The organism is Caulobacter zeae (genome assembly GCF_002858925.1).
In the GTDB taxonomy this organism is placed as follows: domain Bacteria; phylum Pseudomonadota; class Alphaproteobacteria; order Caulobacterales; family Caulobacteraceae; genus Caulobacter; species Caulobacter zeae.
Map to the genome: position 1 here is coordinate 89,799 of NZ_PJRS01000001.1, position 13,294 is coordinate 103,092.

At 68.2% G+C, this 13,294-nt stretch carries 14 protein-coding genes; 2 read left to right on the plus strand and 12 right to left on the minus strand.

Features of this window, described 5'->3' with window-relative positions; translation table 11 throughout:
* Nucleotides 1-152 precede the first annotated feature (152 nt).
* The 12 genes from SGCZBJ_RS00420 to coxB all read right to left on the minus strand — a co-directional run bounded on the left by SGCZBJ_RS00420 (nucleotide 153) and on the right by coxB (nucleotide 12,026).
* On the minus strand, nucleotides 153-1,820 hold the full coding sequence (locus tag SGCZBJ_RS00420; RefSeq protein ID WP_101716063.1) for a putative bifunctional diguanylate cyclase/phosphodiesterase: 1,668 nt from the start codon (nucleotides 1,818-1,820) through the stop codon (nucleotides 153-155).
* Nucleotides 1,821-1,866: 46 nt separating this feature from the next.
* On the minus strand, nucleotides 1,867-2,445 hold the full coding sequence (locus SGCZBJ_RS00425) for a GNAT family N-acetyltransferase (protein ID WP_101716064.1): 579 nt from the start codon (nucleotides 2,443-2,445) through the stop codon (nucleotides 1,867-1,869).
* A 37-nt stretch (nucleotides 2,446-2,482) separates the two neighbouring features.
* Nucleotides 2,483-3,757 carry a M16 family metallopeptidase gene (locus SGCZBJ_RS00430; RefSeq protein ID WP_101716065.1) on the minus strand — a complete coding sequence of 425 codons (1,275 nt, stop codon included), beginning with the start codon at nucleotides 3,755-3,757 and terminating at the stop codon, nucleotides 2,483-2,485.
* A 185-nt stretch (nucleotides 3,758-3,942) separates the two neighbouring features.
* Nucleotides 3,943-5,340, minus strand: coding sequence for a threonine synthase (gene thrC, locus SGCZBJ_RS00435; RefSeq protein WP_101716066.1), 1,398 nt, complete (start codon nucleotides 5,338-5,340; stop codon nucleotides 3,943-3,945).
* Nucleotides 5,340-6,023, minus strand: coding sequence for an SURF1 family protein (locus tag SGCZBJ_RS00440; protein ID WP_101716067.1), 684 nt, complete (start codon nucleotides 6,021-6,023; stop codon nucleotides 5,340-5,342). The genes thrC and SGCZBJ_RS00440 overlap by 1 nt, the downstream gene beginning before the upstream one ends.
* Nucleotides 6,016-6,378, minus strand: coding sequence for a DUF983 domain-containing protein (locus SGCZBJ_RS00445; protein ID WP_101716068.1), 363 nt, complete (start codon nucleotides 6,376-6,378; stop codon nucleotides 6,016-6,018). Before SGCZBJ_RS00445 ends, SGCZBJ_RS00440 begins: the two co-directional genes overlap by 8 nt.
* Before the next feature lie 78 nt (nucleotides 6,379-6,456).
* Nucleotides 6,457-7,332: a cytochrome c oxidase subunit 3 gene (locus tag SGCZBJ_RS00450; RefSeq protein ID WP_101716069.1), complete on the minus strand. Its 876-nt coding sequence runs from the start codon at nucleotides 7,330-7,332 to the stop codon at nucleotides 6,457-6,459.
* A 76-nt stretch (nucleotides 7,333-7,408) separates the two neighbouring features.
* Nucleotides 7,409-8,068, minus strand: a complete 660-nt coding sequence (locus SGCZBJ_RS00455; RefSeq protein ID WP_101716070.1) for a cytochrome c oxidase assembly protein — start codon at nucleotides 8,066-8,068, stop codon at nucleotides 7,409-7,411.
* Entirely contained in the window at nucleotides 8,049-8,216 is a 168-nt protein-coding gene (locus SGCZBJ_RS25480; protein ID WP_165261189.1) for a hypothetical protein, read from the minus strand. The genes SGCZBJ_RS00455 and SGCZBJ_RS25480 overlap by 20 nt, the downstream gene beginning before the upstream one ends.
* Nucleotides 8,213-9,253: a heme o synthase gene (cyoE, locus tag SGCZBJ_RS00460; protein ID WP_101716071.1), complete on the minus strand. Its 1,041-nt coding sequence runs from the start codon at nucleotides 9,251-9,253 to the stop codon at nucleotides 8,213-8,215. The genes SGCZBJ_RS25480 and cyoE overlap by 4 nt, the downstream gene beginning before the upstream one ends.
* 122 nt (nucleotides 9,254-9,375) lie before the next feature.
* A complete protein-coding gene (ctaD, locus tag SGCZBJ_RS00465) occupies nucleotides 9,376-11,040 on the minus strand; it encodes a cytochrome c oxidase subunit I (RefSeq protein ID WP_101716072.1) in 1,665 nt (554 codons plus the stop codon).
* A 23-nt stretch (nucleotides 11,041-11,063) separates the two neighbouring features.
* On the minus strand, nucleotides 11,064-12,026 hold the full coding sequence (coxB, locus tag SGCZBJ_RS00470) for a cytochrome c oxidase subunit II (RefSeq protein ID WP_101716073.1): 963 nt from the start codon (nucleotides 12,024-12,026) through the stop codon (nucleotides 11,064-11,066).
* 371 nt (nucleotides 12,027-12,397) lie between these two features.
* Between coxB and SGCZBJ_RS00475 the strand changes: the two genes are divergently transcribed.
* Both SGCZBJ_RS00475 and SGCZBJ_RS00480 read left to right on the plus strand, forming a co-directional pair.
* Nucleotides 12,398-12,724 carry a PadR family transcriptional regulator gene (locus SGCZBJ_RS00475; protein WP_101716074.1) on the plus strand — a complete coding sequence of 109 codons (327 nt, stop codon included), beginning with the start codon at nucleotides 12,398-12,400 and terminating at the stop codon, nucleotides 12,722-12,724.
* Nucleotides 12,721-13,287: a DUF1700 domain-containing protein gene (locus tag SGCZBJ_RS00480; protein WP_101716075.1), complete on the plus strand. Its 567-nt coding sequence runs from the start codon at nucleotides 12,721-12,723 to the stop codon at nucleotides 13,285-13,287. Before SGCZBJ_RS00475 ends, SGCZBJ_RS00480 begins: the two co-directional genes overlap by 4 nt.
* Nucleotides 13,288-13,294: the final 7 nt, after the last annotated feature.

Here is a 13,294-nt window from a genome sequence, read left to right on the forward strand (position 1 = left end):
GAACGCAGCACTCTACATTTATCAACCTTGAGTGATGCGTAACATCGCCGCACGCGCGCGTCATCGCCCGATGGCCCCGGGTTCAGGGCGTCGGCGTGTTTTTATTTCGAGTTGAAACGAGCAACACAACTCACGCGATTATGCGCGTGAGTTCACCCCCTCGCCTTTACGGGAGCGGCGCCGTCGACATAGGCCTCGTTGAGATAGACCTCGGCTTCCTGCGGCGACAGGGCCGGCGCGTAGCCGAAGCCCTGGCCGTAGTCGCAGCCGAGCTTCTGCAGGGCGCTGGCCATCTCGGCGTTCTCGACGCCCTCGGCGACCACCTCGAGATCCAGGTCCTGGCCTAGCTTGACCACCGACCGGACGATCTTGGCCGAGCCGGCGTTGCCGCCCATCGTCCGCACGAAGTAGCGATCGATCTTCAGCGTGTCGAACGGCAGGCGCGTCAGGTACGACAGCGACGAGAAGCCGGTGCCGAAGTCGTCGAGCGCCAGGCCCGCGCCCGCTTCGCGCAGGGCCTTCAGGATCACCGCGGCCCGCTCGGGATCGCGCATGATGTCGCTTTCGGTGACTTCCAGCTTCAGCGCGCCGCGCGGCAGGCCGTTCTCGGCCAGCACCTGGGCCACGTCGTGCACCAGGCCCGGGCGGTCGATCTCGCCGGTCGACAGGTTGACGCTGACGGTCAGGGCGCCGACGGCCGGGTGGCTGCGGCGCCAGGCGGCCAGCTGCTTGCCGGCGCTGCGCATCATGTGCTCGCCGAGCTCGGCCATCAGGCCCATCTCTTCGATCAACGGCAGGAATTCGTCGGGCGGCAGCAGGCCGCGGCGCGGATGGATCCAGCGCGCCAGGGCCTCGAAGCCCGACAGGGCGCCGGTCGACAACCGCACGACCGGCTGGAAATAGGGGATGATCTCGCCACGGCCGATGGCGCCGCGCAGGTCGGCTTCCAGCGCCAGGCGCGACAGGCCGTCGGTCTCCATCGAGCGGCCGTAGGCGGCGGCCGAACCGCGCCCGTTGGCGGCGGCGGCCTCGACGGCCAGCTCGGCGCGGCGGACCAGCTCGGCGGCCTCCGGCGCGTCCTCGCCGCCCTCGGCCGAGACGGCGCCGATGGTCAGGGTCGGGTGTATGTCGAAGCCGGCGATGCGCAGGGGCTGCTCAAGCGCGGTGCGCAGCAGCTCGGCGGGCTCGTAGCCCTTGGGTTCGCACAACACGGCGAACTCGTCCTCGCCGACGCGGCCAAGGATCGAGCCTTCGGGGAAGGCGGCGGCCAGGCGCGAGCCCAGGGCGGCCAGGACGAGGTCGGCGCGCTCGTGGCCCAGGGCCTCGTTCAGGCGGCGCAGGCGGTCCAGGTCGGCCACGACCAGCTCATGCACGCCGTCATGGGTCAGGCGCTCGCGGGCGCGGGCGATGAAGCTGCGGCGGTCCAGCAAGCCGGTCAGCTCGTCCTTGCCCGAGGCGGCGAATTTCACTTCCGGGGCGATGACGCCGGCCGCGCGCACGCCCTCCTCCAGCCACACGCCCCGCCAGATGCAGACGCCGCCGCTGCGCATCCGCAGGCGCACGACGATCTCGGCCCCGGCCTCGCGCACCCGCAGCAGTTCCTCGGCCTGGGCGCGGTCCTGCGGCAGGGCCAAGGCGCGGAAGGCGGCGGACGAGCATTCGGGGGCCAGCGGCGACAGGCCAAGGGCCCGGGCCGCGCCGTTGATGCGCAGGCGATCGGCTTCGGGTTCCCAGTGCCACAGCGCGACCTCGGCGGCGCCCAACGCTTCCAGCGTGGTCGTCGCGTCCCAGATGCGTCGCTCGGCTACCTTGAATGACATGCCCGTTCCCACGCCGAAAAAGCCGGCGTCACAGCCCGGGCGGTCGCTATGACGGAGCGATCAACCCGAACAGACGATGATCTCGCCACTCGCCGTTAATTTTGAGATAAGCGCGGGCGTATCCCTCCTCGGAAAACCCGCAGCGCGACAACAGGTCCGCCGAGCGCGCGTTGTGCGGCATGCACGCCGCCTCCAGGCGGTGGAGGCCCAGCGGCCCGAAGGCGAAATCGATCACCGCCTTCACCGCCTCGGTCGTATAGCCCTGCCCCGCATGGGCCTGGCCGCTCCAATAGCCCAGCACCCCGGTCTGCGAGACGCCCCGGCGGATGTTGAACAGCCGCACCCCGCCGACGATGGCGTCGTCGTCCTTGCGAAACACGAAGAACGGAAAGGCCTCGCCGGCCTCCAGCTCGCGGGCGTAGGCGGCCAGCCGCTGGCGAAAGGCCGTGCGGGTCAGGTCATCGGCCGGCCAGCTGGGCTCCCAGGGCGTCAGGTAGCCGCGCGAAGCCGCCCGCAGCTGCGCCCACGGCTTGTGGTCGGCCAGGCGCGGCAGGCGCAGATAGACCCGCTCGGCGTCGATGCGGGGACCATGGTCGATGCGGAACAGGCGGAGGATGGCGGACAAGAAACGGCTCTTAGCGATATCCCGGCACCATCGCGGCTTATCGGCCGCCGAACAACGTCCGCCGGAAGATTTCCCCCGCCGAAAGCGCGGTCTTGGCGCCCAGCACGGCGGTGGCCGCCCGGGCGGGGTCCAGCATGCGCTTGCCAAGGCGGGTGATGTCGTCCGCGGTGACCGCGTCGACCCCGGCCGCCAGCTCGGCGGGCGGGAACAGCTTGCCAAAGGTCAGGGCCTGGCCGGCGTTCTGTTCGGCGCGGGCCAGCGGCTGCTCGCGGGCCATGAACATGTGCGCCTTCAGCTGGGCCTTGCAGCGGGCCAGCTCGGCCGGCTCGATGCGCTCGACCAGGGCTAGCACCTGCTCGGCGCAGACCTTGGCGGTCTCGGCCGCGTCCTTGGCCGCGCAGCCGACATAGATGCCCAGGGCCCCGATGTCGGCATAGGTGTCGGCATAGGCGTCGATATTGTAGGCGAGGCCGCGCTTCTCGCGGGCCTCCTGGAACAGGCGCGACGACATGCCCCCGCCCAGGGCCTCGGCGAAGACGCGCAGGGCGAAGTAGTCGTCGTCGCGCGAACCGAACGCCGGCAGCATCAAGACAAGATGGGCCTGCTCCAGCTTGCGGGTCTCGGCGAAGCTGTCGCCTACGAACGGCGCCGGATCGGGGATGGCCGCGCCCGGCGTCGCCGGCAGGTCGCCGAAGGCCTGCTCCGCCAGGGCCAGGATCTCGGCCTCATCCACCGCGCCCGTGGCGCTGACCACCAGCCGATCGGCGGCGTAGAGGGCCGCGCGCCACTGCGCGAGCGCCTTGGGGGTGGCGGCCTCGACGCTGTCGACCGTGCCCAGGATCGGCCGGCCGACAGGATGGTCGCCCCAGGCGCCCTTTTGCAAGAGGTCGAAGACGTAGTCGTCGGGGGCGTCGGCGGCCTCGGCGATCTCCTGGGCCACCACCTGCTTCTCGCGGGCCAGGTCGCCGGCGTCCAGCGTGGGACGGCGCACCAGGTCGGCGATCACCGCCATGGCCAGGCCCGCCCCGCCCTTCAGGGCCCGCACCTGGAAGCTGGTGCGCTCATAGCCGGTGGCGGCGTTGATCGAACCGCCCTCGGTCTCGATCACCTCGACGATGTCGCGCGCGCTGCGCCCGCCCGCGCCCTTGAACACCATGTGCTCGAGCAGGTGCGACCAGCCCGACCGCGCCGGATCCTCGTAGCCCGCGCCGCGTCCGGCGACGACGGTGAGGGCCAGGGTCTCGAGGCCAGGCATCGGATCGCAGACGACGCGGACGCCATTGGGAAGGGTATGGAGGGTCGGAAGGCTCATTTCCCTCCGTGTAGCCGCCTAAGCGCGTAAAGGCCACAGATCGAGGAACCTCCCCCTGTGGGGGAGGCGGCCGAAGGCCGGAGGGGGGCCGGTTTCAGCTTCCAGCGCGTTGGCCGATTTCACGGCCGCTCCCCCCACCGATCGCTGGCGCGATCGCCTCCCCCAGAAGGGGAGGTTCTCTCAAGTCACTTCCCCGCGAACGCCCGCACGTGGGCCTTCACGGCGGCCGAGTCAGCCGGCAGGCGGTCGAAACGCTCGGGCTTGGCCGACAGGTCAGGCGCGCCGCGCGGCACGCCCTGGACGACGCCGGTGGCGGCCAGCACGGCCTCGGGGAACTTGGCGGGGTGGGCGGTGGACAGCACCACGACCGGGATCGTGGGGTTCTCCAGGCGCAGGCGGGCCGCGGCGGCCAGGCCGACGGCGGTGTGCGGGTCGACCACCTCGCCGGTCTCGTTCAGCGTCGAGAGCATGGTCTTGGCCGTATCGGCCTCGCTGACCGAGGCGCCGGCGAACAGCTCGCGCATCATCGCGTGGGCGCTGGGCGGGATGTCGAGCGAGCCTGTGGTGGCGAAGCCCCGGAAAGCCCGCCCGGTCTCGACCCCGTCGCGGCGCACGGCCTCGAAATAGAGGCGCTCGAAGTTGGAAGCGACCTGGATGTCCATGGCCGGGCTCTGGGTGGCGGCCACCGCGCCGCGCGCGTAGCGGCCGTCCTCGAAGGCGCGGGCCAGGATGTCGTTGCTGTTGGTGGCGGCTACGACCTTGGCGATCGGCAGGCCCAGCTGCTTGGCGACGAAGGCGGCGTAGGCGTCGCCGAAATTGCCGGTCGGCACGACAAAGGCCACTTCGCGGGCCGGCGCGCCCAGGCTGACGGCGGCGGTGAAGTAGTAGACGCTCTGGGCCGCGATCCGGGCCCAGTTGATCGAGTTGACGCCCGACAGGTCCACCGCATGGCGGAACTGGTCGTCCTGGAAGGCCAGCTTGACGATGGCCTGGCAATCGTCGAACGAGCCCTGCACCGAAACGCACGACACGTTGGCGTCTTCCGCCGTGGTCATGAACCGGCGCTGGACCTCGCTGATCCGGCCCTCGGGGAAGAGCGCGACGATGCGGGCGTTGCTGCGGCCGCGGAAGGCCTCGACGGCCGCGCCGCCGGTGTCGCCCGAGGTGGCGCAGATGATGGTCATGGTCCGCGACTGGCGCGACAGCACGTAGTCGTAGAGCCGCCCCAGCAGTTGCATGGCCACGTCCTTGAAGGCCAGGGTCGGGCCGTGGAACAGCTCCAGCAGGTAGCGGTTGGCGGCCAGCTGCTTCAGCGGCGTCACCGCCGCGTGGGTGAAGCTGGCATAGGCCTCGTCGCACATCTGGGCGAGATCGTCGGCCGGGATGTCGTCGCCGACGAACTTGCCCAGCACGGCGGCGGCGACCTGGGCGTAGGTCTTGCCGGCGAAGGCGGCGATCTCTTCGGACGTGAAGGCCGGCCAGGCCTCGGGCACATACAGGCCGCCGTCGGGGGCCAGGCCCGCCAGCACCGCGTCCAGGAAACCGATCGAAGGGGACTCGCCCCGGGTCGAGACGTAACGCATCAGGGCCTCATCCTACGCCAGAGCATGGCGGCATAGATAAAGAGCAGGGTGACAGCAAGACCAAACCACGTAAGCGCGTATTCCAGGTGCCGATTGGAAATTTCTGCCGGCAGCGGCGCGGGGGTGACCCGCGGGAGGGCCGGGGTCGTGGCTTCGGCCATCAGGACGTACTTGGGCGACTTTCCAGCCTCGTCGGTGAGAAGACCTTCGCGCTCCTTGCCTCCAAGCTGATCGGTGGTGACCAGCACGCCGGTGACTCTGGAGGGATAGCCGAACACCCCATGACGATCAGGTTGGACCTGGCCGGTGAGGCCCTCGGCCACTCCAAGGTCGACAATGATCGGTCCATGGTCGGAGCCGCATATGATTTGTGGGCGCCACACCATCTGACCATCGCGCACCCCGTAGACCAGGGGGAACGACGCGCCGGGCGCCACCGGTCGGCAGCCGGTCTCGACCCGGGTCCAGGCGACGTCCTCGCCCTTGTCGGCGCGGGTAAGCGCCTGAGCCAGCGGGATGGCCGGCACGGTCTTCAGCGTCTCGATCCGCGCCAGCAGGTCTTCCTTCCAGGCCAGGCGCTTCACCTGCCAGGTTCCCAGGCCGCAGAGGATGGCGAAGGCGATCAGGGTGGCGATCGTCAGGACGATCGGAAAGCGCGGCTTGGACTTCGCGGTCTCAGACATCGCCGCGCCCCGCTTGCGAGGCCTTGTTGGCGATCTGGGCGGCGACCATCAGGCCCTTGGCGGGCCGCATCAGCACCAGGCACGCCAGCAGGGTCAGCGGCAGCCAGACGACCAGCAGCAGCCATGCCGGCCAGTTCCAGGCGAACATCGAAAACAGCGCCCCGAAGGCGCACAGCGCGCCGGCGATCAGGATGACGAAGGTGGCCGCCCCGTCGCCGCTCTCGAGCTTGGAGAGATCGTAGCCACAGGCCTCGCAGCGCGGGGCCACCTTCAGGAAGCCCTCGAACAGGAAGCCCTCGCCACAGACGGGACAGCGCCCGGCGGCGCCGGCGGCGTAGGGGTTGGTCTTGGGCATGGCGTTCCCTGCAAGACGCTGAAACGAAAAAGGCCCGGAGCGCGATCGGCGCTCCGGGCCCTTCGATAGTCGGTGACCCTAGTGCGCCGAGGCGCCGAAGATCACGTAGATGAAGGCGAACAGGAACAGCCAGACCACGTCGACGAAGTGCCAGTACCAGGCGGCCGCTTCGAAGCCGAAGTGCTGCTTGGGCGTGAAGGCGCCGTTCATCAGGCGGATCAGGCAGACGATCAGGAACAGCGTGCCCACGAAGACGTGGAAACCGTGGAAGCCGGTGGCCAGGAAGAAGGTCGAACCGTACAGGCCCGAATTGGCGGCGGCCTCGTTGTAGAACAGGTTCTCGTGGTTGATGTGGGCGTACTCGTAGACCTGGATGCAGGTGAACAGCGCGCCGAGCAGGATGGTCAGGATCAGGCCCCACTTGGCGCCCTTGCGGTCGCCTTGCTGCAGGGCGTGGTGCGACCAAGTGATGGTGGTGCCCGACAGCAGCAGGGTGAGCGTGTTGACCAGCGGCAGGTGCCAGGGCGAGACGGTCTCGACGCCGGCCGGCGGCCAGGCGGCCCAGGCGGTGCGGACTTCCTCGATGCTGGAGAAGGTGCGGTGGCCGTGGAACAGGGCCATCTCGAAGAAGATCCAGAACCACGCCACGAAGAACATCACTTCCGAGGCGATGAACAGCACCATGCCGTAGCGCAGGCCGATCGAGACGACGGGGGTGTGGTCGCCGGCGTTGGCTTCCTTGATGACGTCCCACCACCAGCCGAACATCGTGTAGAGCACGCCGGCCAGGCCGAGCGCGAACAGCCACCACTGGCCCTTCTCGATCCCGAACACGCCGCCCTTGATCCAGGCGATCAGGCCGATGGCCATGATGGTGGCCGCCATCGAGCCGACGAACGGCCACGGACTAGGCGGCAGGATGTGGTAGTCGTGTTTGACGGCGCCGTGGGCCATGTGTTGCGAACCCTCTGATTATTTGAAGTACGCGTCGCGTAGGTCCCCCAAGGCCCGCGCACTCCCTTGTGGATTGCTATAGTCCCTTGGACGGTGTTCCGCCAAGTGGTTGAACGATGCGCGGCGTCGCGTCGGCCGACTTGCCGCCCTCCTCGCCCTCCACCGCCGGGAAAAAGGTGTAGGACAGGGTGATCTCGGACTTGCCCTTGGTCTCAGGATCCTCGGCGAAGCGGGGATCGACGAAGTAGACGACCGGGAACTCGACGGTCTGGCCGGGCTCGATCGTCTGGTTCGAGAAGCAGAAGCACTCGATCTTCTGGAAATAGGCGCCGGCCTGCTCGGGCACGACGTTGTAGATCGCCCGGCCCGTCTGGGGCTTGTCGCTGTTGTTGGTGACCTTGAAGAAGGCCAGGCCCGACGCGCCCAGCTTGATGTCCTGGCTGACCTGCTCGGTGGTGAAGGTCCAGGGCAGGTTGCGGATATTGGCGTCGAAGCGGACGACGACGCTGCGATCCAGCACCTTGGTCGGAGCGGCTTCGGCGCGGCGCACCGTGCCGTCGAAGCCCGTGACCTGGCAGAACAGCTTGTAGAGCGGCACCGAGGCGTAGGCCGCGCCGACCATGCCGGCGAAGGCGCCGACGCAGATCAGCGCCACGCGCTTGTTGCGGCGGGCTTGCGGGTTGCTCGCCTTGCCGGCCTTGGCCGCCGGCCTGGGATCAGAACCGGTTTCCGACATTGGCGCCGAGCCTCACCAGGGTGACCACGAAGACCAGGGCGACAAAGGCCACCAGGCCCAGCGCCAGGGCGATGTTGCGGCCGTTGCGGGCCTTGAGCGCCTGGTCGGCGTCGGGCTTTGCGGAAACGGTCTTCTTCGGATCGGTCAAAGCGGAAGCTCCAGGGCCCGGACGCCGATCATGGCCTCGGCCAGCAGGGCGGCGAACAGGGCGAACAGGTACAGGATCGAGAAGGCGAAGAGGTTGCGGGCGTCCTTGGCCCCGCCCACCGGCGGCGGGCGCTTGCCCGGCTCGGCCGGTTCAGGGGCGGGCGCGTTGGCCACCTCGTAGAGGGCGCGGTCGGCGGCGCGAGGGTCGGCCGCATCGCCGGCGTCGCTGCGGAACACCCGCCAGGCCAGGGTCAGGAAGACGATCCCGCCCAGGGCCGAGACGGCCAGGTACAGCGGGCCGCCCAGGCCGGTGAAGGCCGGCGCCAGGCAGACCGGGATGAACACCAGGCTGTAGAGCAGGATCTGCTTGCGGGTCTCCTTGGCGCCCTTGACCACCGGCAGCATCGGCACGCCGGCCTTGGCGTAGTCGGTGCTGATGTAGAGCGACAGGGCCCAGAAGTGCGGCGGGGTCCACAGGAAGATGATCAGCACCATCAGCCAGGCGTTCAGCGGCGCGTCACCCGCAGCGGCCGCCCAGCCGATGGCCGGCGGCAGCGCGCCGGCCAGGCCGCCGATGACGATGTTCTGGGCCGTCCAGCGCTTGAGCCACATGGTGTAGACCACCGCGTAGAAGACGATGGTGAAGGCCAGCAGGCCCGCGGCCAGCCAGTTGATGGCCATGCCCATCAGCAGGACCGACAGCAGGGAGAGGACGACGCCCAGGGTCGCGGCCTCGGAGCCCTCGACCAGGCCGGCCGGCACCGGGCGGCCGCGCGTGCGGCGCATCTTGGCGTCGATGTCGGCGTCGTACCACATGTTCAGGGCGCCCGAGGCCCCCGCGCCGACGGCGATGCACAGCACCGCCACCGCGCCCAGCAGCGGGTGGATGTGGGTGCGGGCGGCCACCAGGCCGGTCGCGGCCGTGAACACCACCAGCGACATCACGCGCGGCTTGAGCAGCTGGAAATAGTCCTGCCAGCGCGCCGCGCGAACCGTGTCGGCGGGCGTGTCGGGCGAAAGGACGGCGGGCTTGGCCATGGGACTTGGAACTTACGTCTTCGAAGAGGGGTCTGGATGGTCGAAGGGCGCGGGCCGGACTATTCGCCCGATCCGCGCCCCCGCGCTTATACAGCTATCTTACCAGAGATCAGTCGCGCCAATCAGTGATGATCGTCGGCCTTGATGACCGGCGGCTCGCTGAACTGGTGGAACGGCGGCGGCGAGGACAGGGTCCATTCCAGCGTGGTGGCGCCTTCGCCCCACGGGTTGGCCTCGGCCTTGCGGCGACGGATGGCCGCCTCGATCAGCACCAGCAGGAAGACGCCGACGCCGAGGACGGTGATCATGTAGCCCACCGACGAGACGTAGTTCCACTTCGCGAAGGCGTCCGGATAGTCGACATAGCGACGCGGCATGCCGTCCAGGCCCAGGAAGTGCTGCGGGAAGAACACCAGGTTCACGCCCACGAACATGATCCAGAAGTGGGTCGCGCCGAGGAACTCGTTGTACTTCACGCCCCACATCTTCTCGAACCAGTAGTAGAAGCCCGCGAAGATGGCGAAGACGGCGCCCAGCGACAGCACGTAGTGGAAGTGGGCCACCACGTAGTAGGTGTCATGCAGGCTGTAGTCGATGCCGGCGTTCGACAGCACGACGCCGGTGACGCCGCCGACCGTGAACAGGAAGATGAAGCCGATCGCCCACAGCATGGGCGTCTTGAAGCTGATCGAACCGCCCCACATCGTGGCGATCCACGAGAAGATCTTCACGCCCGTCGGGACGGCGATGATCATCGTCGCGGCCACGAAATAGGCGCGCAGGTTGATGGGCATGCCGACCGTGTACATGTGGTGGGCCCACACGACGAAGCCGACGAAGCCGATGGCGACCATGGCGTAGGCCATGGCGAGGTAGCCGAAGACCGGCTTCTTCGAGAAGGTCGAGACGATGTGGCTGATGATGCCGAACCCCGGCAGGATCAGGATGTACACTTCCGGGTGACCGAAGAACCAGAACAAGTGCTGGAACATCACCGGGTCGCCGCCGGCGGCGGGATCGAAGAAGTGGGTGCCGAAGTTGCGGTCGGTCAGCAGCATGGTGATGGCGCCGGCCAGCACGGGCAGCGACAGCAGCAGCAGGAAGGCGGTGATCAGCACCGACCAGGCGAACAGCGGCATGCGGTGCAGGGTCATGCCCGGCGCGCGCATGTTGAAGATCGTGGTGATGAAGTTGATCGCGCCCAGGATCGACGAAGCGCCGGCCAGGTGGAGCGACAGGATCGCCAGGTCCATGGCCGGACCGGTGTGGCCCGAGGTCGACAGCGGCGGATAGATCGTCCAGCCGCCGCCAAAGCCGTGGCCCGGGCCGCCGTCGACGAACATCGAGGTGCACAGCAGGATCCAGGCGGCGACCAGCAGCCAGAACGAGATGTTGTTCATCCGCGGGAAGGCCATGTCCGGCGCGCCGATCATGATCGGGACGAACCAGTTGCCGAAGCCGCCGATCATGGCGGGCATGACCATGAAGAAGATCATGATCAGGGCGTGGGCGGTGACCACGGCGTTGTAGCCGTGCTTGCCCTTGAACACGCCCCACTCGGCAAGCAGGCCGGTCTCGGAGAAGATCTGGATGCCCGGGTGCATCAGCTCCCAGCGGATCAGGCCCGACAGGGCCCCGCCGACGATCCCGGCCATGATGGCGAACAGGATGTAGAGGGTGCCGATGTCCTTGTGGTTCGTCGAGAAGAACCAGCGCTGGAAGAAGGGCGGCTTTTCGTCGGCGCCGTGGCCGGCGTCGTGGTGATCGATGTCAGCGGCGTGAGCCATCGGACTGATATCCTAAAGCGTTCTTAGGCCGCCGGCGCGGCGGCGGGGGCCGCGGCCGGAGCGGAAGCGGGTGCAGCCGGAGCGGCGGCGGCGGGCGTGGCGGCCGGAGCCGCGCCAGGCGCGGCCGGGGCGGCTTCGGCGGTCGCCGGGGCGGCGGGCGCCTCGGCGGGAGCCTTGGACTTCACCCACGCGTCGAACTCGGCCTGCGTGACGACCTTGATCTCGATCGGCATGAAGGCGTGGTCGATGCCGCAGAGCTCCGAGCACTGGCCGTAATAGGTGCCCACCTTCTCGGCCTTGAACCAGGTTTCGTTCAGGCGGCCCGGAATGGCGTCGGTCTTCAGGCCGAAGGCCGGCAGGGCGAAGGCGTGGATCACGTCGGCGGCGGTGACCTGCACGCGCACCACCTGGTTGACCGGCACGACCAGCGCGTTGTCGGCGGCCAGGCGATAGAGGCTGTGCGGCAGGCCCTTGGCCGCCACTTCTTCCTCGCTCAGCACCTTGGAGATGATCTCCGGGACCTTCTGGTCCGGATACTCGTAGCCCCAGTACCACTGATAGCCCGTGGCCTTCACGGTCATGTAGGGCTTGGGCATGTCGTTGTACTTGAACAACAGCCGGAACGAGAAGATGGCGATGATCATCAGGATCAGCACCGGCACGATCGTCCAGATGATCTCGATCGTGGTGTTGTGGCTGAACTTGGCCGGAACCGGGTTCGCCTTCTTGTTGTAGCGGACAGCGATCCAGACCAGCAGGCCCAGGACCAGCAGGGTGATGGCCGTGATGATCGGCATCAGAACCCAGTCGTGGAACCAGATGGCGTCGTGCTTGAGCACGGACGCCGCCGGCTGGAGGGCGATGCCCCCCGGCGTCGGCTGGCCCAATAGATCGTCGGCGAAGGCATGCCCCGCGAGCGTCGTCATGACGGCGGCGGCTGCAAAGCCAAACCCCTTCCGTCCCATCCCCTGAACTTGTGCCTTCATTTCCCTCTCGGCCCGTTACGGCGGCGACCGGCTGTTACTCAGCCGTGTCTCCGCGCCGACATGCACAATACGACCGGTTACGCGGACTTATGCAATCGACTTGAAACGGTCGAAAGCACTCCCCCCACGGCGCCGGCCGGTCGCAGGCGTGCTTACGCGCTTCAATCCCTGTTGCCAAGCACCCGAAACCACACGTTGGGCAGGGGAATCGCGTCAGTTGAGAAGCATTCTCAATAACTTCGCCGATTTCATCCACACGACCGACAGGCGAATCACGTCGATCCTCGAACATTGATAACTTGTAATAACAGCTACCTTGCATCGCACACTACCTGGCCGTACAAGGTTCTCACCAACAGGAAACGAGAGCCGTGCCTGAAGCCATCGAAACCCAATTGAAGAAAGGCGTGCTGGCGCTGTGCGTGCTGGCCCTGCTGTCGAAGGCCGACAGCTACGCCTACGAGATCGCCAGCCAGCTGGCCAAGGACATCGACATGGGAGAGGGGACCATCTACCCGCTGATGCGGCGATTGCAGTCCGACGGCCTGGTCGAGACCTATCTGGTCGAGTCGACCAGCGGCCCGCCCCGCAAATACTACCGCCTCACCACCGCCGGCCGCGACAGCTTCGCCGCCCAGAAGAGCGAATGGGAAGCCTTCGCCAAGGCCGTGAACGACATCCTGGGAGCCGCCGCATGACCCGCGCCGAATTCGTCACCCGTCTGAAGCGCGGCCTGGCCGGCCTGCCGGCCTCCGCCATCGCCGACGCCGTGGCCGACTACGAGGCCCACTTCGACGACGCCATCGCCGCCGGCCGCAGCGAGGCCGAGACGGCCGCGGCCCTGGGCGATCCCGACCGCCTGGCCCGCGAGCTGCGCGCCGAAGCCGGCCTCAAGCGCTGGGAAGAGACCAAGAACCCGTCGGCCGCCGCCGGCGCCGTGTTCGCGGTGCTGGGCCTGGGCGCGATCGACATCCTGATCCTGCTGCCCATCCTGATGGGCGTGATCGGGGCGCTGTTCGGCTTCTTCATGGCCGGGATCGGCATCTTCATCGCCGGCGGCTTCGTGTTCTCGGCCGGACCGTTCATGGACCCGCCGGGCGGCCCCGCCTTCGCCATCCTCGGCGGCATCGGCCTGATGGCCGCGGCCACCGCGCTCAGCGCCGTCACCGGCCTCGTCACCGTGGGCCTGGTCAATCTGCTGGTCTGGTACGGCCGGCTCCACTACCGGCTGCTGAAGCCGGCCATCGAACCGCAAGCCTGAGGCCTGG

Excerpts from the sequence above, each read along its gene's own strand:
- SGCZBJ_RS00420 (WP_101716063.1), bottom strand. The coding sequence starts at position 1,820 with ATGTCATTCAAGGTAGCCGAGCGACGCATCTGGGACGCGACGACCACG.
- SGCZBJ_RS00430 (WP_101716065.1), bottom strand. The coding sequence starts at position 3,757 with ATGAGCCTTCCGACCCTCCATACCCTTCCCAATGGCGTCCGCGTCGTC.
- thrC (WP_101716066.1), bottom strand. The coding sequence starts at position 5,340 with ATGCGTTACGTCTCGACCCGGGGCGAGTCCCCTTCGATCGGTTTCCTG.
- SGCZBJ_RS00440 (WP_101716067.1), bottom strand. The coding sequence starts at position 6,023 with ATGTCTGAGACCGCGAAGTCCAAGCCGCGCTTTCCGATCGTCCTGACG.
- SGCZBJ_RS00445 (WP_101716068.1), bottom strand. The coding sequence starts at position 6,378 with ATGCCCAAGACCAACCCCTACGCCGCCGGCGCCGCCGGGCGCTGTCCC.
- SGCZBJ_RS00450 (WP_101716069.1), bottom strand. The coding sequence starts at position 7,332 with ATGGCCCACGGCGCCGTCAAACACGACTACCACATCCTGCCGCCTAGT.
- SGCZBJ_RS00455 (WP_101716070.1), bottom strand. The coding sequence starts at position 8,068 with ATGTCGGAAACCGGTTCTGATCCCAGGCCGGCGGCCAAGGCCGGCAAG.
- cyoE (WP_101716071.1), bottom strand. The coding sequence starts at position 9,253 with ATGGCCAAGCCCGCCGTCCTTTCGCCCGACACGCCCGCCGACACGGTT.
- ctaD (WP_101716072.1), bottom strand. The coding sequence starts at position 11,040 with ATGGCTCACGCCGCTGACATCGATCACCACGACGCCGGCCACGGCGCC.
- coxB (WP_101716073.1), bottom strand. The coding sequence starts at position 12,026 with ATGAAGGCACAAGTTCAGGGGATGGGACGGAAGGGGTTTGGCTTTGCA.
- SGCZBJ_RS00480 (WP_101716075.1), top strand. The coding sequence starts at position 12,721 with ATGACCCGCGCCGAATTCGTCACCCGTCTGAAGCGCGGCCTGGCCGGC.